The sequence below is a fragment of the Halomonas sp. 11-S5 genome, from assembly GCF_029889825.1.
In the GTDB taxonomy this organism is placed as follows: domain Bacteria; phylum Pseudomonadota; class Gammaproteobacteria; order Pseudomonadales; family Halomonadaceae; genus Halomonas.
Window position 1 is genome coordinate 45,885 of sequence record NZ_JARANW010000009.1, and the last position, 20,792, is coordinate 66,676.

A 20,792-nucleotide genomic window follows, 5' to 3' on the forward strand; every position below is an offset into this window, starting at 1 on the left:
GGCCCCCATGGAGCTCTCGACCCTCTTCCTGCGGACCCTGGAGATCACCCTGCCGGTCTTCGCCATGGTGTTCATCGGCCTCGGCCTGAAGCGCGCCGGCTGGATTGACCAGGCCTTCGTCGCCACCGCCTCGATGCTGGTCTTCAAGGCCACCCTGCCGACGCTGATCTTTCTCAGCATCATCCGCGCCAACCTGGCGGCCACCCTGAACCCGGCGCTGCTGGGCACCTTCGCCCTGGCGACCCTGGGCAGCTTCCTGTTCAGTTGGGGCTGGGCGGTCCTGCGCGTGCCCCGTGAGGAGCGCGGCGTCTATGTCCAGGGCGCCTTTCGCGGCAACTGCGGCATCGTCGGCCTGGCGCTCGCCGCCGGCATGTACGGGGACTACGGGCTGTCCGCCGGTGGCCTGCTTCTGGGGGTGGTGATCCTCACCTACAACGCCTTCTCGGTGATCGCCCTGGCCAGCTACCAGGAGGGCCGGCACACCGACTGGCGCAGCATCCTCGGGCATATCGCCACCAACCCGCTGATCCTCGCGGTGGTCGCCGCCGTCCCCGTGGCTGCCTTGGGCCTCCCCCTGCCCGGCTGGCTGATGACCTCCGGCGACTACTTCGCCTCGCTGACCCTGCCCCTGGCGCTGATCTGCATCGGCGCCACCCTGTCGCTTGGCGAGATCCGCGACTCGGGACGGCTGGCGATCAGCGCCAGCCTGATGAAGATGGTCACCCTGCCGGCCCTGGCCACCGGCGCCGCCTGGGGCGTCGGCTTCGAGGGACGCGAGCTCGGGGTGATGTTCCTGTTCTTCGCCAGCCCCACCGCCGCCGCGGCCTTCGTCATGGCCAAGGCCATGGGCGGCGACGAGATCCTCACCGCCAACATCATCGCCCTGACCACGCTGATGGCCAGCCTGACCATCACCCTGGGGGCCTTCGGGCTCAGGGCCGCCGGCCTGATCTAACCAAGGTCGGCTGGCCCCGTGAAACCGAGAAGTCGGGCGCAGCCTGCTGCCCATACCTCGGCATCGAGCTCGGCCACGGCGGCCGTGGGGAAGCCGGGGCCGCGATCGCCTCGCCCTTCCACCAGCAGGCCGGTGAGGGCGGCGACCAGCGGCATGTGGCTGACCAGCATCAGTGGCCGGTCATCGGGCTCGCCGAGCAGCCACTCGACCACCGCCTCGGGGGGATCGTCGGGGGTGATGATCGGCAGGGACTCGACCGCGAGCCCCTGGGGCTCGGCGATCCGCGCCGCCGTCTGTCGGGCCCGCACATAGGGGCTGGCCAGCAGGCGCAGGCGCGTGAGATCCAGGTCCTCGCGGGCGGCGAGCCAGCGCGCCATGCAGGCCGCCTCCCGGTCGCCCTGCCCAGTGAGCTCGCGCGCCGCATCCGGCCGGCCCTGGCCGGCCTGTCCGTGGCGCATGATCAACAGCCGCTCAGCCATGGCGCTCGCCCCCGTCGCGACGATCCTGCTGTACGTCCTTGCGCGGCAGCACGAACTCCACGTCGCTGCTCTGCTCACCGAGCATCAGCAGTCGCGCCATGTCCCGGGCCGGCACGCCCTTGAACAGTACCTGGTAGAGACCCTCGGCCAGCGGCATGTAGACGCCGTCCTCGTGGGCCTTGTCGCGCACCAGGCGCACGGTATTGACCCCCTCGGCGACCTGGCCCAGGGCCTCGACCGCCTCGTCCAGGGTCCTGCCCTCGCCCAGGGCCTGGCCCACCCGATAGTTGCGCGACAGCGCCGAGGAACAGGTGACGATCAGATCGCCCACCCCGGCGAGTCCCAGGAAGGTCATGGGGTTGGCCCCCTGGTCCACCGCGAAGCGGCTCATCTCGGCCAGCGCCCGGGTCATCAGCATGCTGCGAGTGTTCTCGCCCATGCCCAGCGCCGCCGCCATGCCGGCGGCGATCGCATAGATGTTCTTGAGCGCCCCGCCCAGTTCCACCCCGAAGCGGTCGTTGCTGGCATAGACCCGGAAATAGTCGCAGCCCAGGGCGGTCTGCACGCGGGTACGGGTCTGCGGGTCGTCGCTGGCGATCACCGTGGCAGTGAGCTGTTTGGCGGCGATCTCCGAGGCCAGGTTGGGCCCCGAGATCACGCCGATATGCGCAAAGCCGGTCTCCTCCTCGAGGATCTGGCTCATCAGCTTGAAGCCCTCCTCCTGGATGCCCTTGGTGGTGCTGACCAGGATCTGCGCCTCGTGCAGGAAGGGCCGCGCCTGGCGCACCACCTCGCGGAAGGCCTTGGAGGGAATGGCCACCAGCACCAGCTCGGCGCTTTCGAGGACCTCGGCCATCTCGGTGGAGGCCACCACCGCGGCATTGATGGTGAAGTCGGGCAGGTAACGGCCGTTACGGTGCTCGCGAGTGATCTGTGCCGCCAGGTCGGGGTCGCGCAACCACTGGTGCACCTCGGCCCCGTTGTCGGCGGCGATGCTGGCCAGGGCGGTGCCGAAGCTGCCGCCGCCGAGCACCGCCACGCGCATGGATTGGTCTGACATGGTCGCCCCGGGAAGCTGAGTGGATGAGAGGAGTGTAACGAAAAAACGCCCCGCGAAGGGGCGTGTCGAGATGTCGGAACCCGGGCCGGCAATCCGGCCCGGACGCACCCGGCTCAGTCGATCAGATGCAGCAGCGAGTCAATGCTCGACCTGGCATCGCCGTAGAACATCCGCGTGTTCTCCTTGAAGAACAGCGGGTTCTCGATGCCAGAGTAGCCGGTCCCCTGGCCCCGCTTGCAGACGAACACCTGCTTGGACTCCCAGACCTTGAGCACCGGCATACCGGCGATGGGGCTGTTAGGGTCCTCCTGGGCGGCCGGGTTGACGATGTCATTGGAGCCGATGACGATCACCACGTCGGTGGTGGGGAAGTCGTCGTTGATCTCGTCCATCTCCAGCACGATGTCATAGGGCACCTTGGCCTCGGCGAGCAGCACGTTCATGTGCCCCGGCAGGCGACCCGCCACCGGATGGATGCCGAAGCGCACGTTCTTGCCGGCGGCGCGCAGCTTGCGCGTCAGCTCGCTGACCGCGTTCTGGGCCTGGGCCACCGCCATGCCGTAGCCCGGTACGATGATCACGCTGTCGGCATCGTTGAGGGCACTGGCCACGCTGCCTGCGTCGATGGCCACCTGCTCGCCCTCGATCTCCGCCGCCGGCCCCTGGCTGCCGCCGAAGCCGCCGAGGATGACGTTGATGAAGTTGCGGTTCATCGCCTTGCACATGATGTACGACAGGATTGCGCCGCTTGAGCCCACCAGGGCACCGGTGACGATCAACAGGTCATTGGAGAGCGTGAAGCCGATGGCGGCCGCGGCCCAGCCGGAGTAGCTGTTGAGCATCGACACTACCACCGGCATGTCGGCGCCGCCGATGCCCATGATCAGGTGGTAGCCGATGAAGAAGGCCAGCGCCGCCAGCACCAGCAGGGTCCAGAAGCCGGCCCCGTTGAGATAGAGGATGGCCAGCAGCAGCGACAGGGCCGCCGCCCCGGCGTTGAGCAGGTGCCCGCCGGGCAGCTGCTTGGGCTTGCCGTCGATCTTGCCGGCCAGCTTGCCGAAGGCGATCACCGAGCCGGTGAAGGTCACCGCGCCGATGAAGATCCCCAGCACCACCTCGACCTGCAGGAACGTGAGCTCGGCGGGGGTCTTCTCGGCCACCAGGGCGGCGAAGGCCGAGAACTCCTCCATCGAGGCATCCAAGGCCCGCGCCGCCATCACCCGGCGCCTCTCCAGGTCCGCGCTCCAGGCCACGAAGACCGCGGCCAGGCCCACGAAGCTGTGCAGCGCCGCCACCAGCTGCGGCATCTCGGTCATCTCGACCTTGCCGGCCACGTAGACGCCGACGCCCGCGCCGATGGCCATCATCGGGATCATCCACCAGTAGCCGCCGATGCCCGGCCCGAAGGCGGTGAAGAACACCGCCACGGCCATGCCGACGATGCCGTACCAGACGGCCCGCTTGGCCTTCTCCTGGTTGCTCAGCCCCCCCAGCGAGAGGATGAACAATACACTTGCCGCGATCGCCGCGGCAGATACGAATCCTTGACCCAACATGTCGTCTCTCCGCCGCTCAGGATTTCTGGAACATGGCCAGCATCCGGCGTGTCACCAGGAAGCCACCCACGATATTGATGGACGCGATCAGCACCGAGATCGCCGCGAGCACGCCGACGACGACGCTGCCGGAGCCGATCTGCAGGACCGCCCCGAGGATGATGATGCCGGAGATCGCGTTGGTCACCGCCATCAGCGGCGTATGCAGCGAATGGCTGACGCCCCAGATCACCTGGAAGCCCACGAAGCAGGCCAGCACAAAGACAATGAAGTGCTGCATGAAGGACGTCGGGGCCACCTGGCCGAGCAGCAGCATCAGCGCGCCGCCCACGGCGAGCAGGGTCACCTGGCGCTTGGTCTGCGCCTTGAAGGCAGCATGTTCCGCGGCTTTCCTCTCCTCCGGGGTCGGCTCCTTCTCCTTGGGCTTGGGCTTGGATGCGCCGATGGCCTTGACCTTCGGCGGCGGCGGCGGGAAGGTGACCTCGCCCTGGTGGGTCACCGTAGAGCCGCGGATCACGTCATCCTCCATGTCATGCACGATCTCCCCGTCTTTCTCGGGGGTAAGATCGGTGAGCATATGGCGGATGTTGGTGGAATAGAGCAACGAGGCCTGGGTGGCCATGCGCGAGGGGAAGTCGGTATAGCCGACGACCGTCACGCCATTGTCGCTCACCACCTTCTCGTCGGGCTTGGTCAGGTCGCAGTTGCCGCCCTTCTCGGCCGCCAGGTCGATGATCACCGAGCCGGGCTTCATGGCCTCGACCATGTCCTCCAGCCACAGCTTGGGCGCCGGCTTGCCGGGGATCAGCGCGGTGGTGATGACGATGTCGACGTCCGGGGCCTGCTCGCGGAAGCACTCGAGCTGCTTCTCGCGGAACTCGGGGCTGGAGGGCGAGGCGTAGCCGCCGCTCTCCGCGCCGTCCTGGCTCTCGTCGAAGTCGAGAAACAGGAACTCGGCGCCCATCGACTCGATCTGCTCGGCCACCTCGGGGCGCACGTCGAAGGCGCGCACCACGGCCCCCAGGCTGGTGGCGGTGCCGATGGCAGAGAGGCCCGCCACGCCAGCGCCGATCACCAGCACCTTGGCCGGTGGCACCTTGCCCGCGGCGGTCACCTGGCCGGTGAAGAAGCGCCCGAAGTTGTTGCCCGCCTCGATCACCGCCCGATAACCGGCGATGTTGGCCATCGACGAGAGCGCGTCCATCTTCTGTGCCCGGGAGATACGCGGCACCATGTCCATGGCGATCACGGTGGCCCCCTGGGCCTTGCACAGCTCGAGCATGTCCTCGTTCTGGGCCGGCCAGAAGAAGGCGATCAGGGTCTGGCCCTCGCGCAGCCGGCGGGCCTCTTCCTCGGAGGGCTCGCGGACCTTGATGACTACCTCAGCCTCGGTCCACAGCGCCTCGGTGCCGTCGACGACGCTGACCCCGGCCTCGCGGTAGGCGTCATCGGTGAAGCCGGCGGCCACCCCGGCCCCGGCCTCGACGAGACACTCATGTCCCAATTTCTGGATCTGCTTCGCGCTCTCGGGGGTGAGCGCGACGCGCGCTTCCCCCCGGGCAGTCTCCTTCGGTGCGCCTATCTTCACAATGAATCCCCCATGTGGCCAACGTTTGATACGATTGCTTGTCAGAGCGTGGTTATTATCAATCCCTCCAGTGTTACCTTTTGCGGGCCCTTGGCACAAGACCTAACCCCTAGTTTTTTGCTGCAGCGCAGCACGAAACAAGACCCTGAATCCCCGAAAGGAATGCTCCTGAAGCACGCCGGCCCCTTGCTGAATCGTGCCCGTTGACGATCGGCGAGTACTGCACCCGACACGACGACGCCACCCTAAGGTGGCGTCGCCGAGCCGAGGGGGCGCGCGGGATCAGACGCTCAGCAGGGCGTTGAGCCGCTTGACGTAGGTGGCGGGATCGTCGAGATGACCGCCTTCGGCGATGATCGCCTGGTCGAGCAGGATACGCGCCAGGTCCTCGAAGCCCTCACCCTCGACACTCTCGAGGCGCGCTACCAGCGCATGCTCGGGGTTGAGCTCGAGGATCGGCTTGACCTCGGGCATCGGCTGGCCGGCGGCCTCCATGATGCGGCGCATCTGGAAGCCCATCTCGTGCTCGGGCAGCACCACGCAGGCCGGCGAGTCGGTCAGGCGGTGGGTCACCTTGACCTCCTGGACCTCGTCACCCAGCGCCTCCTTGACGCGCTTGACCAGGTCCTGCTTGGCCTTGGCGGTCTCCTCCTGGGCCTTCTTCTCCTCCTCGTCCTCGACGTCGCCCAGATCGAGCTCACCCTTGGCCACGTCGACGAGGTGCTTGCCCTCGAACTCGTCGAGATGGCTCATCAGCCACTCGTCGATGCGGTCATGCAGCAGCAGCACCTCGATGCCCTTCTTGCGGAAGATCTCCAGGTGTGGGCTCGACTTGGCCGCATTGAAGCCGTCGGCGACGATGTAGTAGATCTTCTCCTGCCCGTCCTTCATGCGCGAGACGTAGTCGGCCAGCGACTGGTCCTGAGTGGTGCTGTCGGTTTGAGTGGTGGAGAAGCGCAGCAGGCCGGCGATCTTCTCGCGGTTGGCGAAATCCTCCGCCGGGCCCTCCTTTAGCACGCTGCCGAAGGTGTTCCAGAAGGTCTGGTAGGCCGCCTTGTCCTTGGACAGCTTCCCCAGCATGTCCAGCGCCCGCTTGGTCAGGGCGGACTTGATCTTCTCGACCTTGGGATCCTGCTGCAGCAGCTCGCGGGAGACGTTGAGCGACAGGTCGCGGGTATCCAGCACGCCCTTGATGAAGCGCAGGTAAAGCGGCAGGAACTGCTCGGCGTCGTCCATGATGAAGACGCGCTGCACATAGAGCTTCACGCCCCGGGCGCCATCGCGCTCATAGAGATCGAAGGGCGCACGGCCGGGCACGTAGAGCAGGCTGGTATACTCGAGCTTGCCCTCGACCTTGTTGTGGCTCCAGGTCAACGGATCGCTGAAGTCATGGGCCACGTGCTTGTAGAAGCCCTTGTACTCGTCGTCGGAGATCTCGCTCTTGGGCCGCACCCAGAGCGCGGTGGCCTCGTTGACGGTCTCCCAGGTGGTGGTCTCGCTGCCCTCGATGTCGTTGCCGTCCTCGTCCTTGGCGGCCTCGACCCTGGGCATGCGCACCGGCACCTCGATATGGTCGGAATACTTGCGCACCAGGCTCTTCAAGCGGAAGTCGTCGGCGAACTCGCGGGCATCCTCCTTGAGGTGCAGCACGACCTCGGTGCCGTGGACCTCGCGCTCGATATCGGCAACGGTGAACTCGCCCTCACCCCGGGAATGCCATTCGACGCCTTCGGCCTCGGCGCTGCCGGCCTTGCGGGTGCGCACGGTGATGTCGTCGGCGACGATGAAGCCGGAATAGAAGCCGACACCAAACTGGCCGATCAGCCGGGCATCCTTCTGCTGCTCGCCGGAGAGCTGCTTGAGGAACTCGGCGGTGCCGGAACGCGCGATGGTGCCGAGGTTCTCGATCACCTCGTCGCGGTTCATGCCGACGCCGTTGTCGCGCACGGTCACGGTGCCCGCCTCGGCGTCGTGGTCGATCTCGATGCGTAGCTCGCTGTCGCCTTCGTATAGCGCGTCGTTGTCCAGGGCCGCGTAGCGCAGCTTGTCGCAGGCATCGGCGCCGTTGGAAATCAGCTCGCGCAGGAAGATCTCCCGGTTCGAGTACAGGGAGTTGATCATCAGGTGCAGTAGCTGCTTGACCTCGGTCTGGAAGCCGAGGGTTTCCTCATGAGTCGCGGTAGTCATGTGGCTGGGACCCCTCTTTCGACATGACGATGGTGGCGAGGCCACCGGTACGGAACTGTCGTCGATATGGGGCCCGGTAGCCGTTTTTCAAGCGCCTGCCTCGGCGGGATCGCCGAGCACGAAGTGCAACCGCGCGGTGGCTACCGGCACCGCCTCGCTCTCCTGCCAGGCGCAGACCCGCACGTTGCCCATGCGCCGCCCCTCGCGCAGCAGGCTGCAGCGGGCCAGGGTCGGCACCACCCGCGCCGTGCGCAGATAGTCGATGGAGATGTCGACGATGCGCGGCAGGCGCGGCGCACGGGTGGCGAGCATCAGGTCCAGGGTCGCCGCGGTCTCCATGAAGGCGGCCACCACCCCACCATGCAGCGCCGGCAGCAGGACGTTGCCGACATTGCCCTCGCGGGGGTCGAGGCGGAACAGCAGGCCCTCGCCCTGCGGGTCGTCGGAGACCGCCGAGACCCCGATGCGCCGAGCGTAGGGCACCAGGGCCAACCAGGCCTCGACATCACCCTCGGCGCGGGTCCTCGCCAGCCACTCGACATTGTCGAAGCCCTCACGCATGGTCGTCCTCCTCCGCGAACAGCGCCTCGGCGAAGCCGTCGGGCGTATTGCGCGGCCCCAGCCGCACGAAGTTGCCAATGCCTCGGGCCAGCGGCCGCCCCGCTTCCTGCCACAGGATGCCCTCAGTGAAGACCACCGACTCGGTGACCCGAATCACGCGCGCTTCGGCGAGGATGGCCCGCCCCGCCACCCCCGGCCGGAAGTGGTCGACCCGCAGGTCCAGGGTCGGACAGATCTCCGGCGCCGGTAGGGCCGGCAACACTGCCGAACCGCAGGCGGTGTCCAGCAGCATGGTCAGCACCCCACCGTGCACCAGCCCCCGGGCGGTATCGCCGAGCAGGTCGTCGCACCAGGGCAGGCGCATGGTGGTCACCTCGGGGGTGACCTCGAGCACCTCGAGGCCCAATTCACGGGTGTGCGTGATCGCCGTGACGAAGCGCGTCAGGGCGCGACGCCAGTCGGCGTCGCTCGGGGTCTGGCCGTGGGTCATCCGGGCCTCGCAGGTGGCAACAGGGAAACGAAGATTTCAAACGATCGTATCAAGATGGCGGCTCCACGTCGCCTCGATCGTCGCCGGAAGGCGGGTCACTCCCCGCCCCGCGCTCCCGCCAGGCACGATAGCCCGCCAGACGCCGGTCGACCCGGGTCAACAGCCAGCCGACGATCACCGCATCGTCCACCAACCCCAGCAGCACGAACATATCGGGGATCAGGTCAAGCGGCGAGACCAGGTACGCCAGGGCCGCCAGCATCCACAGGAAGGCCCCCCACGGCACCGGGCGGTAGCGTCGCAGCAGCACATCGCGGGTCATGGGCAGGAACAGTCGCAGGGCGCGGCCGATATGGCCCAGCACGTGGGCGCGACGCCGCAGCCGCGCCACCAGCAAGCCGCCACGGAATCTGGCCATCTCGATCTCCTTGCCGACAGGCGGGAATACCGCTACACGATAGGATATCCACTCCCTCACGGACAGCCGCTGCCTGTCGGGCAACGGCGACACTACTCAAGTGCCCTGCCATCGGCCACCATGGCAGATTGACGACCGCGAACCGCAAGAGGTCACGATATGTCCCCGTCATTCGGCCGCTGCAAGGCCCTGATCGCCGCCATCCTGTGTAGCCTGCCCCTGGCCGGCCAGGCCGATGACCGCGCCATGCGGGAGGCCCTGGAGGCCGCCCGCAACGCCCAGTGGGAAAAGATCGACCGGGACGCCATCGAGGATCATGTCCTCGCCGGCTACGTCGACTACCACCGGCTGCGCCAGCGCCTGCCGGAGGTGGATCCCGACCGGGTACTGGCCTTCATCGAGCGCCACGAGGACTCCCCGCTCAGCGACTGGATGCGCGGCCAGGCGATCGCCAAGTACGGCCACGCCGGGCGCCCGGCCAGCCTGCTGGCGGTCGCTGACGGCGTGCCCGAGGGCACCGCCCGCCAGTGCTACTACTACACCGCCCTGCTCGATCGCGCGCCGGCGGACGCCGCCCGGGGCGGCCGCGAGCTCTGGCTCGTCGGCCGCTCCCAGCCGGATGCCTGCGACACCCTCTTCGACACCCTGCGCGCCCGGGGCGAGATCGGCCAGGCGCATATCTGGGAGCGCATGATGCTCGCCTGGCAGGCCGGTGAGACCGGCCTGATGAACTACCTGGGCCGGCAGCTGAACGCCGACTGGCAGTCCGCCAGGACCAGCCTCGACCGGCTGCAGAAGGACTATGCGGCCGTGACCGAGGTCCCGGCCTGTGCGGGGCCCGGCTGCCGGGGCAGCGGGCCGCTGTTCGCCGCGGCCATGCACGGCTTCACCCGCGCCGACACCGAGGCGGCCCTGGAGGCCTGGCGCAAGATCGCCCCGCACCTCTCGCTGGCGCCCCGCCATCGCGACGCCATCGAGCGTGACCTGGCCTTCTATGCGATGGTGCGCGACGTCGAGCAGCACGGTGGCTGGCGCGACGAGGTCGTGGCACGCCTCGGCGATGCCGAGCTGCTGGAGCTTCGCGTGCGCTCGGCCCTGGCCGAGCGTGACTGGCAAGGGGTCATCGACTGGGTGCATCGCATGCCCGACGCGACCCGCCGGGAGGCCCGCTGGCAGTACTGGATGGGCCGCGCCCTGGAACAGCAGGGCGACCCCGCCACCGCGGAGGCGGCCTATGCCGCAGCCGCCGGTGAGCGAAACTTCTTCGGTTTTGCTGCCGCCGATCGCCTGGGTCGCCCCTACGCCCTGAACCTGGAGCGCCACAGCGTCGACGCGGCCACCCGCCGAAACGTCGCCGACTGGCCGGTGGTACGGCGTACCGAGGCGCTGCGGCGGATCGATGAACCCGGGCTGGCCAGCAGCGAATGGTACCGAGCCGTGGCCCGAGCCACCCCCGGGGAGGCCCGGGCCCTGGCCGACTACGCCGCGCAGCAGGGCTGGCTCGCCGAGCTGGTGCAGACCACCATCGTCGGCCAGATGTGGGACGCCCTGGCGTGGCGCTTCCCCGAGGCCTATCGCGATGACTTCCTGCGCTGGGGCGGCATGGCCGGCGTCGACCCCTACCTGCTGATGGGCATCGCCCGGCGCGAGAGCGCCTACAATCCTGTGGCCCTCTCCCCCGCGGGCGCCCGGGGCCTGATGCAGCTGATGCCGGCCACCGCGGCCCAGCTCGGCCGGCGCCTGGGGATCGGCGACCCCGGCCCCTACGGCATCCTCGACCCCGGGGTGAACATCCGCCTGGGCAGCACCTACCTGGGCGAGCTGATCGATCGCTATAGCGGCAACCGCCTGGCCGCCGCGGCCGCCTATAATGCCGGCCCCAGCCGGGTCGACCGCTGGCTGCGCGACGCGCCGGCAGCGTTCGACCTGTTCGTCGAGAGCATCCCCTTCCGCGAGACCCGTGACTATGTGCAGGCCGTGCTCGCCTACCGGGTGATCTTCGAGAGCCTGTCCAGAGGCGGCGAGAGCGAGGGCGTCACGATGCTGAGCCCGACGGAGAAGACGGTGCGCTATGATCGCTCGCTGCTGGCCAGAAACTGAGCCGTAAGCCGTAAGCCGTAAGCCGTAAGCCGTTAGCCGTTAGCCGTTAGCCGTTAGCCGTTAGCCGTTAGCCGTTAGCCGTTAGCCGTTAGCCAAGAAGCTGCCTAGGATCTTGCTAACGGCAATGGTTTGTTCTTATAGCTTCAAGCTTATGGCTTACAGCTCCAGACGAAGTCCGGTTTAGCCGGGCTGACGCGTCAGTGCCAACTTGATGCCGAAGCCGACCAGCACCGCGCCAGTGACGCCATTGAGCCAACGGGAGAACGCCGGGCTCGCCAACCAGCGACCGGCGCTGCCCACCATTATCACGATGCCCACCTGCCACAGATTGGCGACCACGAAGTGCACCCCGGCCAGCCACAGCGACTTGGCCAGCGCCGGATCACCGGGCGCGATGAACTGGGGCAGGAAGGCCATGTAGAAGACTACCGTCTTGGGGTTGAGCACGTTGGAGAGCAGCCCCTCGCGCACAGGGCGCCATAGCGGCACGGCCTGGCGGTCGGCCTGCACGCCACCCACGGGCAGCCCCCGCCCCCGCCGAGCCGAGCGCAGGCTGTTCACGCCCAGCCACACCAGGTAGGCGGCACCGGCCAGCTTGAGCAGGCCGAAGGCCCAGGCCGACTGCAGCAGGATCAGCGAGATCCCCAGGGCCGAGACCGCCGCGTGCACGAAGAGCCCGCAGCAGATGGCCAGGCTGGTCACCACGCCGTCGCGCCAGCCGCCCCGAGCGGTGTTGCGGATCACCAGCAGAGTATCGACCCCCGGGCTCATGCTCAGCAGGGTGATGGCCACCAGAAAGGGCCAGAACTGTGCATCGAGGTACATGGGGTTAACCGTTGAAGATGCCGCGACGGGCATGGCGCACGGAGATCTGGTCGTTGAGGGTCCAGAAATCGTAGAGCACGCCGAGGCCGAAGAGCCCGAAGGTCAGCAGGTAGAGGAGCCCGGTCAGCCACTTGCCGAGGTAGAAGCGATGCAGGCCGAACACCCCCAGGAAGGTGAGCAGCAGCCAGGCCAGGGTGTAGTTGGTGGGGCCGGCCTGGAAGCGCAGGTCCGCCTGGCGGTCCATGGATGGGATCAGGAAGAGGTCGATCAGCCAGCCGATTCCCAGCAGCCCCAGGGTGAAGAACCAGATCGTGCCGGTGACCGGCTTGCCATAGTAGAAGCGGTGGGCACCGAGGAAACCGAACAGCCACAGCAGGTAGCCGATCAGCTTGCTGTGCGTGTCCCGGGAGGCGATTTGAGTATGGGTCATGAGGCTCTCTTCCAAGGGTGAAACGGGCGGGATGGAGGCTGGACGCTCACCGGCTTTGCATCTACAGTGACCTTGCGGGCGCAGCGCCAGTCTCCCTGTGCCACCTTGTTGACGCAACCCTGGCGCTGTAGCACTATCCGCTGCGTTGGCCAGCAAGCAGAAAGTCGTCAGATGTACTTCGATCCCTTCGATACACCCGGTGCGCACTTCCTTCTTGCCTGCCCACGCATGACGGGTCTGCGGCGAGGACATTCCCTGCACGGCCCAGCACCATTATTTAGTTAAGGAAATCGACGATGGCAACTGGCACTGTCAAGTGGTTCAACGACACCAAGGGCTACGGCTTCATCTCTCCGGACGACGGCGGTGATGACCTGTTCGCTCACTTCTCCGAGATTCAGGCTGAAGGCTTCAAGTCCCTGCAGGACGGCCAGAAGGTCACCTTCGAAGTGACCCAAGGCAAGAAAGGCCTTCAGGCCTCCAACATCCGGCCCGCCGACTGATCCTCGGTTGATCCGGAAGCGACCGGCCGGCCCCGCCGTCCGGACGCTACAGGGAAGGGCCCACCAGACGGTGGGCCTTTTTCGTTCCGGGCCCTGGGAGACGAGGCGTCAGGCGTCAATTGCCAGTGCCGTCACTGGCGCCGTCGCTGTTATCGGGTTCGAGCGCATCGAGGTCCGACGAAGTACCCGGAACCTGGCGCTCCGCTTCCTCGAACTGCTCGTCGATCACGCGACTCGCCTCCTCGAAGCGCTTCTCGGTCTCCTTGATGATCGCCTCAACATCCGAGCGGCTGCTCTCGCCGGGCAAGGCCTGCTGTTCGTCGAGCTCGCTACCCCCAGACGGGGCGATTCCGGAATCCGACTCGAACGCGGGGGACGACTCCATGGGCTCGAGCTCGGGCGACGCCTCCATGGGCTCGAGCTCGGGCGACGCCTCCATGGGCTCGAGCTCGGGCGACGCCTCCATGGGCGCGAACTCGGGCGACTCCATGGGCTCGAGCTTGATGGACTCTTTCTCGGCGTTCTCGAACTGCTCGTCGATGCGACGGCTGGCTTCCTCGAAGCGCCGCTCCGTCGCTTCGATGATGGCATCGACATCGGAGCGGGTCGTCTCGCCGGGCAAAGCCGCGTCCTCATCCAGGGTATCGGCCGGTGACTCGCCCAAGGTCTCGGCCTGGACGTCCACTTCTCCCTCGCCCTCCAGGTCCACCCCTGATGCCGCGTCACCCTCGCCAGGTGCCGCGTCCGCCTGGTCAGGTGCCGCAGCCGAGTCAGGGGCGGCGGGCTGCTGCCCCTGCGCGGACGACTCGGCCGCGCCCGATGCCTGCCCCGTCTCGGCGGCAGGCTGATCGGTAGCTTGCCCCACCTGCTCGTCCTGGGCGGGAGCCGGCTCGTCGTCACCGTTGCCGCAACCGGCCAATCCCACGGCCAGCACCATGGCCGCCACCAACGGCATCCAGGGTTTCATTGCCATTCTCTTGCTCCTGACGAAAAGGAAGACATTGCACCAGAGGGATGCCCGTTCCCGCAAGGCGGCGGAGCGCCTCAGGTGGCGAACAGCTGGCCGTTGATGTCGCGGAACGCCTTGAATTCGATGGCATTGCCGCTGGGGTCGCGGAAGAACATGGTAGCCTGCTCGCCGGGTTCGCCACGGAAGCGGATATAGGGCTCGATCTCGAAACGCACGCCCGCCACGGTGAGGCGGTCGACCAGGGCCTCCCAGTCAGCCATCTCCAGCACCACCCCGAAGTGCGGCACCGGCACGCCGTGGCCATCCACCGGGTTGCGGTGGTCATCGATTCCCTTCCCCCCCAGGGCAGGGTTCAGGTGACAGACGAACTGATGGCCATAGAGGTTGAAGTCGACCCAGGTGTCGCTGGAGCGGCCTTCCGGGCAGCCCAGCAGTTCCCCATAGAAGCGGCGTGCCTCGGCCAGGTCGCGGACCTGCACGGCCAGATGGAAGGGAGTGAGCATCGCGGAATCCTCCGGGTGGTGAGGGTGTTCGGATCCTTCATCATGCCGTCCCGATAGCCGCCTGGCCAGCAGGGCAGCCAGGGACACGACGGGAACGGTCAGCGAAAGGCCCATGGTATCGTGTTCCTTGTCCAAGGAGGCCGGGCCCACCATGGACGGATACATTGACTCCGCCTTGACCGCCAGGGGTACCTCATGGCGGGCGCGAGAAGAGCGGGCAATCCGGCGGGGCCGCCAGCGCCAGCGCCGCGGGGCTGATGACCACCTCGAACCTCCGTCGGCGAGCGGGCTCGCCATCCAGGGTCACCGGCAGCGCCTCCTCTGCCTCGAAGGCGAGCCGGTCCGTGCGGAAGGCATCGACGTAGCGGCCCAGGGCGGGGCGCGACGTCAGCTCGCGGCGCATGGCGCGCAGCTCTGCCAGGGAGGCGACATCATGCAGCAGCAGCACGTCGAGCAGGCCGTCGTCCAGCGAGGCGTCGGGCGTCAAGGCCTGGCCACCGCCCGACTGGCGACCGTTGCCGATGGCCAGCATGAAGACCTGGGCGCGGCGCTCGCCGCCCTCCCAGCGCAGGACCCCGGGATAGAGCCGGTAGTCCCAGGCCTTCACCGCACCAATCAGCGAGTAGGCGCCGCCACCGAGCAGGCGCTTGAGGGTCTTGGGGGTGGAGGAGGTGATCTCGGCCCCGAAGCCACAGGTGGCCATGTTGAGGAAGTGCCAGTCATCCAGTCGTGGCACGTCGATGCGCCGCAGGGGAAGGCTCAGGGCCGAGGCCAGGGCGAGCTCTGCGTCCAGCGGCAGGGCCAGCGAGGTGGCCAGGTCGTTGGCGCTGCCCAGGGGCAGGATCCCCAAGCCGGGGCGCTGCCCGGGCGACAGCCGCATCAGGCCGTTGACTACCTCGTTGACCGTGCCGTCACCACCACCGGCGATCACCCGCTCGACCCCGTCGCGCCCGGCCTGCTCTGCCAGGCGGGCGGCATCGCCCTGCTCCCAGGTGACCCTGACCTCGATGTCGTCCCCCGCCTCGCGGCGGGCGAAGACCGCCTCCCTCACCGCCGGCAGCTGCGCCGACTTGCCATTGAGGATCAACCTGGCCATTCGCGCTCCTCTCGCCTGCGTCATCCCATCCCGATCATGGCACCGTCGCCGGATGAGGTCGTACGCCGAATCTTGAATGCCAATCACCTTACGACTTCCCTACACTATCTGTCTTGCCGAAGCGTGCCGAACAGGGAGTGTGCATGATCGAACCGGCCTTTCTTCTCGCGGCCTTTCTGGGCGGCTTGGCCGCTTTGGGGCTGCGCCTACCGCCCATGGTGGGGTTCCTCGCCGGCGGCTTCGTGCTCAACGCCCTGGGCTACAACAACACCCCGCTGCTCGAAACCCTGTCCCACATCGGGGTCACCCTGCTGCTGTTCACCATCGGCCTGAAGCTCGACGTGCGCACCCTGCTGCGGCGGGATGTCTGGGGGAGCGCCTCCCTGCACATGCTGGCCTCGACGCTGCTGATGGTGGCGCTGCTATCCCTGTTCAAGTGGCTGGGACTGGGCCTGCTGGACGGCACGGGCTGGCACACCCTGGGCCTGCTGGGCTTCGCGCTCTCGTTTTCCAGCACGGTCTTCGTGGTCAAGGTGCTGGAGAAGCGCAGCGAGACCCAAACCGCCTACGGGCGCCTGGCCATCGGCGTGCTGATCATGCAGGACATCTTTGCGGTGATCTTCATCACCGCCTCTACCGGGGAGCTGCCGAGCCCCTGGGCCCTGGGGCTGGTGCTGCTGATCCCCCTGGCGCCGGTCCTGCGCAACCTGCTCGACCGACTCGGCCACGGTGAGATGCAGATCCTGTTCGGCATGCTGCTGGCCCTGGTGCTGGGTTACTCCCTCTTCGAGTCGGTGGGCGTGAAGGGCGACCTGGGGGCACTGATCATCGGGTTGCTGCTGGCACCCCACCCCTCGGCGCAGACCCTCGCTCGCTCGATGTTCAGCCTCAAGGAGCTGCTGCTGGTGGGCTTCTTCCTGAGCATCGGGCTGACGGCGATGCCCAGCACCGAGATGCTCGGCAGCGCCCTGCTACTGGTGCTTATCCTGCCGGTGAAGAGCCTGATCTATCAGCTCGTCTTCATGCGCTTCCGGATGCGACACCGCACCTCACTGCTGGCTACCCTTAGCCTATCCAACTACTCGGAGTTCGGCCTGATCGTGGGCACCATCGCGGTGTCCAACGAGTGGCTCCCAGCGGAGTGGCTGGTAGTGATTTCTCTGGCGGTGGCGCTGAGCTTCGGATTCTCGTCGATCCTCAACGGCGTCAGCGAGGGGCTCTACCGCTGGCTGGAACCCCGGCTCCCGCCGATCGCCGTGGCGGAGCTCTCGCCGAGCGACCGCCCGATCGAGGTCGGCGACGCCGAGGCCGTGGTGCTGGGCATGGGCCGCATCGGCCGCAGCGTTTACCGTCGCCTGCAGAAGGAGTACGGGTTGCGCGTGCTGGGCATCGACAGCAACCCCCAGAGCGTCAAGAAACTGGGGACGCGGGGCTTCAATATCCTCGAGGGCGATGCCGTCGACTCCGACTTCTGGGACAAGCTGCTGATGTCCCATGGCGTCCAGATGGTGGTGCTGGCCATGCCGCACCATGCGGGTAACCTCTTCGCGCTGAAGCAGCTGCGCTCCAGGGAGTTCCCGGGCCGTATCACCGCCGTGGTGGAATACCCCGAGGAGATCGAGCCGATCCGCGAGCTGGGTGCCAATGCGGTCTTCCACGTCTATGACGAGGCCGGCCGGGCACTGGCCGACAGCGCCGCCGAGGAGGCCGGCGTCGTCTCCCGTGCCAGTCAACTGGGGTGAGCGACTTGCCACCCCGGGGCGCTTCTCGCGATACTCGGGCCCTGGCGTGACGCCGACTGCCCCTCGGGCAGGCCCTGCGGGGCATCGAACACGACCGCTCCCATTCAGACTGGAACTCGCCACCCATGGACGACGCCTTCGCCTTCATCGGCAACGCCTTCGGAGAATTCATCCGCTTCATCGTCGATGGCCTCATCGGCTTCTTTGCCAATATCGGCGAGGCGGCCCGCAGTTTCATGCAGGGCCTCTCCGGGTCGCTGGGCATTCCCCTTACGCTGATCAACCTGGTGGTGCTGGTGATCGGCCTATGGTTGCTGTGGAAAGGGTTGGCCGCCCTGATGCGCCGAGCCTTGGTCGCCACCTTGATCTGGTGGCTGCTGGGCGTGACGGTACTGAGCTGGCTTATCCGTTGACTCCACCCCTGCCCCGACGCAAGAGCGCCGCCCCGAAGAGCGGCACTTTTTTGGTTCATCGCAGACTGGCGTGATCGTTAACCGCACGATACCGGCTGGCCATCTGACCCCGTAGGCTCGGTAAGCGCCAGCGCACCGGGCATGGCGAGGGCACCATCGTCACGCCGATTTGCGATCAACCACTTTTTAACTATCAGGAAATTACCCTTTTCTCAGGCCAGGGCCTTCTCCACCACCTCATAGACGTTCGGCGAGAGTTCCTCGGCGCGGATACGCTCGAGTTCGGCCTTCATCAGCTCCTGGCGCGTTTCGTCGAAGCGTGCCCAGCGCGTCAACGGGGTGATCAGGCGTGCGGCGATCTCCGGATTGAGGCGGTTGAGCTCGATCACGGTATCGGCCAGCAGCCGGTAGCCCGCCCCGTCGGCCCGGTGGAAGTTCACCGGATTCTGATTGGCGAACGTCCCGATCAGTGCCCGCACCTTGTTGGGATTCTTCAGCGAGAAGGCCGGGTGCTGCATCAGGAAGGTGACGCGGTCGAGCACGTCCGGCTGCGGGCGGGTGACCTGGATGGCGAACCACTGGTCCATCACCAGCGGGTCGTGGGCCCAGGTCTCGCCGAAAGCCTTGAGGGCCGGGTCGGCGATGTCGCCGCGCGAGCTGTGCACCAGCAGGGTCAGGGCATGGCGCACGTCGGTCATGTTGTGGTCCGCCTCGAACTGCTTGCGGGCGAGCTCCAGCCCCGCCTCATCCTCGATGGCCATCAGGTAGGAGAGCGCCACGTTCTTCAGGCTGCGCGCGGCGATCTGCTGCGGTTCCGGCGCATAGGGGGCGTCGACGCGGTGCGCCTCGTAGATGCGCAGGAAGTCGTCACGCAGCGCCAGGGCCAGGCGCTGCTTGACGAAGGTGCGGGCGGCATGGATGGCATCCACGTCGACCACCGGCTGCTGCTCGGCGATGTAGGCCTCGGAGGGCAGCGTCAGCATCTGGGCCAGCACTGCCTCGTCGTCGGTCTCCGCCGCCAGCAGCGCGCGTAACGCCTCGACCACCCGCGGGTCCATCACCTTCTCGACGCCATTGCGATGGGCCGCGATCAAGTCGTCCAGCGCCAGCAGGGCCAGGCGCTGCCCGGCGTCCCAGCGGTTGAAGCCATCGGAGTCGTGGGCCTGCAGGAAGGCCAGGTCCTCGCGACCATAGGGGAAGTGCAGCTTGACCGGCGCCGAGAAGCCGCGCAGCAGCGAAGGCACCGGGGCCTCGCTGAGATCGGTGAAGAGGAACTCCTGCTCTTCCTCGCGCAGGTGGATCACCGCATCGCTGCCAAGCGTTTCACCCTCCAGGGTCAGCGGCAGGTCGCGGCCGGACTTGGTGCCCACCAGGCCCAGGCGCACCGGGATATGCAGGGCCTGCTTGTCCGGCTGGCCGGGGGTCGCCGGGGTCCGCTGACGCAGGATCAGGCGGTACTCGGCGTTGGCGTAGTCGTACTCGCCGTGGGCATCAATCTCGGGGGTCCCCGCCTGGGAGTACCAACGCAGGAACTGGGAGAGGTCCTGGCCCGAGGCCTCGGCCATGCAGTCCACGAAGTCCTCGATGGTCACGGCCTGGCCGTCGAAGCGCGCGAAGTAGCGGTCGCTGCCGCGGCGGAAGGCTTCCATGCCCACCAGGTTCGAGAGCATGCGCACGATCTCCGCGCCCTTCTCGTAGATGGTCAGGGTGTAGAAGTTGCCGATCTCGATGTAGTGGTCGGGGCGCACCGGATGAGCGGTGGGACCGGCGTCCTCGGCGAACTGGGCGGTGCGGAAGAAGGAGACGTCCTCGATGCGCTTGACCGGCGCCGAGTTGGTCTCCGCCGAGAAGCACTGGTCACGGAATACCGTGAAGCCCTCCTTCAGGGAGAGCTGGAACCAGTCGCGACAGGTGACGCGGTTACCCGACCAGTTGTGAAAGTACTCGTGGGCGACGATGCCCTCGACGCGCTGGAAGGCCGCATCAGTGGCGGTGTGGGGATGGGTCAGCACCGCGGCCGAGTTGAAGATGTTGAGGCCCTTGTTCTCCATGGCGCCCATGTTGAAGTCGTTGACCGCCACGATCATGAAGAGGTCCAGGTCGTACTCCCGGCCATAGGCCTCCTCGTCCCAGCGCATGGCACGCTTGAGCGAGGCCATGGCATGGTCGGTCTTGTCGAGGTTCTCCTCCTCGACCCAGATCTGCAGGGTGACGTCACGCCCGCTGACGGTGGTGAAGCGATCCTCGACCTTGCTGAGGTCACCGGCCACCAGGGCGAACAGGTAGCTGGGCTTGGGATGCGGGTCTTCCCAGGTGACGAAGTGGCGACCGCCGGGCAGCTCGCCACGCTCCACCGGGTTGCCGTTGGAGAGCAGCACCGGCTCGCGCTCAACGTCACCGATCAGCGTGGTGGAGAAGGTCGCCATGACATCGGGACGATCCGGATAGAAGGTGATGCGCCGAAAGCCCTCGGCCTCGCACTGGGTGCAGAACATCCCACTCGAGCGGTAGAGCCCCGACAGGGCCGTGTTGCCGTCGGGGGCGATCTCGACCTCGGTGTCGAGCAGGAAGGCCTCCGGCACCCGGTGTACGACCAGTCCGGCCTCGCCGACCTCGTACTCGTTCGGCTCCAGCGGCTGGCCATCGATGGCGATGGTCTTGAGGGCAAGCTGCTCGCCGTCGAGCGCCAGCGGGGCCCCGGCCTCGCGCTCCGGGTGGCGCTCGACGTGAAGGCGTGCCTTGACCCGGGTGGCGTTCGGGTCGAGGTCGAAGGTCAGTTCGGTACGGGTCACACGGTAGGCGGGCGGACGGTAGTCACTCAGATGGATCGGCTGCGGTTCTGACATCGAGGATGGCTCCTGTCGGTGATTGCCATCCATTGTACGGCGCCCCGCGCCCGGAGCTCAAAGCAATGCG

At 67.2% G+C, this 20,792-nt stretch carries 19 protein-coding genes; 5 read left to right on the forward strand and 14 right to left on the reverse strand.

Translation table 11 applies throughout. From position 1 onward, the window contains the following. The first annotated feature begins 7 nt into the window (after nucleotides 1–7). Nucleotides 8–955: an AEC family transporter gene (locus OP497_RS08775; RefSeq protein ID WP_280547822.1), complete on the forward strand. Its 948-nt coding sequence runs from the start codon at nucleotides 8–10 to the stop codon at nucleotides 953–955. Here the strand turns inward: OP497_RS08775 and OP497_RS08780 are convergent. The 8 genes from OP497_RS08780 to OP497_RS08815 all read right to left on the reverse strand — a co-directional run bounded on the left by OP497_RS08780 (nucleotide 952) and on the right by OP497_RS08815 (nucleotide 9,294). Further along, complete coding sequence (locus OP497_RS08780; RefSeq protein WP_280547823.1) at nucleotides 952–1,434, reverse strand: histidine phosphatase family protein; 483 nt, start codon at nucleotides 1,432–1,434, stop codon at nucleotides 952–954. The genes OP497_RS08775 and OP497_RS08780 overlap by 4 nt on opposite strands. After that, nucleotides 1,427–2,494, reverse strand: a complete 1,068-nt coding sequence (locus tag OP497_RS08785; RefSeq protein ID WP_280547824.1) for an NAD(P)H-dependent glycerol-3-phosphate dehydrogenase — start codon at nucleotides 2,492–2,494, stop codon at nucleotides 1,427–1,429. The genes OP497_RS08780 and OP497_RS08785 overlap by 8 nt, the downstream gene beginning before the upstream one ends. A 113-nt stretch (nucleotides 2,495–2,607) precedes the next feature. Further along, the gene (locus tag OP497_RS08790) at nucleotides 2,608–4,050 is read right to left on the reverse strand and encodes an NAD(P)(+) transhydrogenase (Re/Si-specific) subunit beta (protein ID WP_280547825.1); all 1,443 of its coding nucleotides are present in this window, start codon (nucleotides 4,048–4,050) and stop codon (nucleotides 2,608–2,610) included. Between the two features lie 16 nt (nucleotides 4,051–4,066). Then, a complete protein-coding gene (locus OP497_RS08795) occupies nucleotides 4,067–5,638 on the reverse strand; it encodes a Re/Si-specific NAD(P)(+) transhydrogenase subunit alpha (RefSeq protein WP_280547826.1) in 1,572 nt (523 codons plus the stop codon). A 282-nt stretch (nucleotides 5,639–5,920) separates the two neighbouring features. Continuing rightward, a complete protein-coding gene (gene htpG, locus OP497_RS08800; RefSeq protein ID WP_280547827.1) occupies nucleotides 5,921–7,825 on the reverse strand; it encodes a molecular chaperone HtpG in 1,905 nt (634 codons plus the stop codon). Between the two features lie 87 nt (nucleotides 7,826–7,912). After that, entirely contained in the window at nucleotides 7,913–8,386 is a 474-nt protein-coding gene (locus OP497_RS08805) for a PaaI family thioesterase (RefSeq protein WP_280547828.1), read from the reverse strand. Then, nucleotides 8,379–8,876, reverse strand: coding sequence for a PaaI family thioesterase (locus OP497_RS08810; RefSeq protein ID WP_280547829.1), 498 nt, complete (start codon nucleotides 8,874–8,876; stop codon nucleotides 8,379–8,381). Before OP497_RS08810 ends, OP497_RS08805 begins: the two co-directional genes overlap by 8 nt. A 49-nt stretch (nucleotides 8,877–8,925) precedes the next feature. Continuing rightward, entirely contained in the window at nucleotides 8,926–9,294 is a 369-nt protein-coding gene (locus OP497_RS08815; protein ID WP_280547830.1) for a DUF1232 domain-containing protein, read from the reverse strand. Between the two features lie 159 nt (nucleotides 9,295–9,453). On the opposite strand from OP497_RS08815, the gene OP497_RS08820 reads away from it, so the two are divergent. Further along, nucleotides 9,454–11,394 (forward strand): transglycosylase SLT domain-containing protein, encoded by a 1,941-nt coding sequence (locus OP497_RS08820; protein WP_280547831.1) that lies wholly within the window; start codon nucleotides 9,454–9,456, stop codon nucleotides 11,392–11,394. Nucleotides 11,395–11,574: 180 nt separating this feature from the next. Here the strand turns inward: OP497_RS08820 and OP497_RS08825 are convergent, their stop codons facing one another. Then, entirely contained in the window at nucleotides 11,575–12,219 is a 645-nt protein-coding gene (locus OP497_RS08825) for a LysE family translocator (RefSeq protein ID WP_280547832.1), read from the reverse strand. Nucleotides 12,220–12,223: 4 nt separating this feature from the next. Beyond that, nucleotides 12,224–12,649, reverse strand: a complete 426-nt coding sequence (locus tag OP497_RS08830) for a TM2 domain-containing protein (protein WP_280547833.1) — start codon at nucleotides 12,647–12,649, stop codon at nucleotides 12,224–12,226. Between the two features lie 296 nt (nucleotides 12,650–12,945). On the opposite strand from OP497_RS08830, the gene OP497_RS08835 reads away from it, so the two are divergent. Beyond that, on the forward strand, nucleotides 12,946–13,152 hold the full coding sequence (locus OP497_RS08835; RefSeq protein ID WP_023005630.1) for a cold-shock protein: 207 nt from the start codon (nucleotides 12,946–12,948) through the stop codon (nucleotides 13,150–13,152). A gap of 115 nt (nucleotides 13,153–13,267) precedes the next feature. Here the strand turns inward: OP497_RS08835 and OP497_RS08840 are convergent, their stop codons facing one another. From OP497_RS08840 to yegS, 3 genes are all read right to left on the reverse strand, one after another. Beyond that, on the reverse strand, nucleotides 13,268–14,125 hold the full coding sequence (locus tag OP497_RS08840) for a hypothetical protein (protein ID WP_280547834.1): 858 nt from the start codon (nucleotides 14,123–14,125) through the stop codon (nucleotides 13,268–13,270). A 71-nt stretch (nucleotides 14,126–14,196) separates the two neighbouring features. Further along, complete coding sequence (locus OP497_RS08845; RefSeq protein WP_280547835.1) at nucleotides 14,197–14,625, reverse strand: VOC family protein; 429 nt, start codon at nucleotides 14,623–14,625, stop codon at nucleotides 14,197–14,199. Between the two features lie 193 nt (nucleotides 14,626–14,818). Then, nucleotides 14,819–15,721 (reverse strand): lipid kinase YegS, encoded by a 903-nt coding sequence (yegS, locus tag OP497_RS08850; RefSeq protein WP_280547836.1) that lies wholly within the window; start codon nucleotides 15,719–15,721, stop codon nucleotides 14,819–14,821. Between the two features lie 143 nt (nucleotides 15,722–15,864). Between yegS and OP497_RS08855 the strand changes: the two genes are divergently transcribed. Then, entirely contained in the window at nucleotides 15,865–17,463 is a 1,599-nt protein-coding gene (locus OP497_RS08855) for a cation:proton antiporter family protein (protein ID WP_280547837.1), read from the forward strand. A 125-nt stretch (nucleotides 17,464–17,588) separates the two neighbouring features. After that, nucleotides 17,589–17,876 (forward strand): hypothetical protein, encoded by a 288-nt coding sequence (locus OP497_RS08860; protein WP_280547838.1) that lies wholly within the window; start codon nucleotides 17,589–17,591, stop codon nucleotides 17,874–17,876. Nucleotides 17,877–18,088: 212 nt separating this feature from the next. Here OP497_RS08860 and pepN read toward each other — a convergent pair whose 3' ends face one another. Further along, nucleotides 18,089–20,722 (reverse strand): aminopeptidase N, encoded by a 2,634-nt coding sequence (gene pepN / locus OP497_RS08865; RefSeq protein WP_280547839.1) that lies wholly within the window; start codon nucleotides 20,720–20,722, stop codon nucleotides 18,089–18,091. Nucleotides 20,723–20,792 lie beyond the last annotated feature (70 nt).

Bases quoted from the DNA above. Each gene is read 5' to 3' on its own strand.
- OP497_RS08775 (WP_280547822.1), top strand. From the start codon at position 8: ATGGAGCTCTCGACCCTCTTCCTGCGGACCCTGGAGATCACCCTGCCG.
- OP497_RS08780 (WP_280547823.1), bottom strand. From the start codon at position 1,434: ATGGCTGAGCGGCTGTTGATCATGCGCCACGGACAGGCCGGCCAGGGC.
- OP497_RS08785 (WP_280547824.1), bottom strand. From the start codon at position 2,494: ATGTCAGACCAATCCATGCGCGTGGCGGTGCTCGGCGGCGGCAGCTTC.
- OP497_RS08790 (WP_280547825.1), bottom strand. From the start codon at position 4,050: ATGTTGGGTCAAGGATTCGTATCTGCCGCGGCGATCGCGGCAAGTGTA.
- htpG (WP_280547827.1), bottom strand. From the start codon at position 7,825: ATGACTACCGCGACTCATGAGGAAACCCTCGGCTTCCAGACCGAGGTC.
- OP497_RS08805 (WP_280547828.1), bottom strand. From the start codon at position 8,386: ATGCGTGAGGGCTTCGACAATGTCGAGTGGCTGGCGAGGACCCGCGCC.
- OP497_RS08810 (WP_280547829.1), bottom strand. From the start codon at position 8,876: ATGACCCACGGCCAGACCCCGAGCGACGCCGACTGGCGTCGCGCCCTG.
- OP497_RS08815 (WP_280547830.1), bottom strand. From the start codon at position 9,294: ATGGCCAGATTCCGTGGCGGCTTGCTGGTGGCGCGGCTGCGGCGTCGC.
- OP497_RS08820 (WP_280547831.1), top strand. From the start codon at position 9,454: ATGTCCCCGTCATTCGGCCGCTGCAAGGCCCTGATCGCCGCCATCCTG.
- OP497_RS08825 (WP_280547832.1), bottom strand. From the start codon at position 12,219: ATGTACCTCGATGCACAGTTCTGGCCCTTTCTGGTGGCCATCACCCTG.
- OP497_RS08830 (WP_280547833.1), bottom strand. From the start codon at position 12,649: ATGACCCATACTCAAATCGCCTCCCGGGACACGCACAGCAAGCTGATC.
- OP497_RS08835 (WP_023005630.1), top strand. From the start codon at position 12,946: ATGGCAACTGGCACTGTCAAGTGGTTCAACGACACCAAGGGCTACGGC.
- OP497_RS08840 (WP_280547834.1), bottom strand. From the start codon at position 14,125: ATGGCAATGAAACCCTGGATGCCGTTGGTGGCGGCCATGGTGCTGGCC.
- OP497_RS08845 (WP_280547835.1), bottom strand. From the start codon at position 14,625: ATGCTCACTCCCTTCCATCTGGCCGTGCAGGTCCGCGACCTGGCCGAG.
- yegS (WP_280547836.1), bottom strand. From the start codon at position 15,721: ATGGCCAGGTTGATCCTCAATGGCAAGTCGGCGCAGCTGCCGGCGGTG.
- OP497_RS08855 (WP_280547837.1), top strand. From the start codon at position 15,865: ATGATCGAACCGGCCTTTCTTCTCGCGGCCTTTCTGGGCGGCTTGGCC.
- OP497_RS08860 (WP_280547838.1), top strand. From the start codon at position 17,589: ATGGACGACGCCTTCGCCTTCATCGGCAACGCCTTCGGAGAATTCATC.
- pepN (WP_280547839.1), bottom strand. From the start codon at position 20,722: ATGTCAGAACCGCAGCCGATCCATCTGAGTGACTACCGTCCGCCCGCC.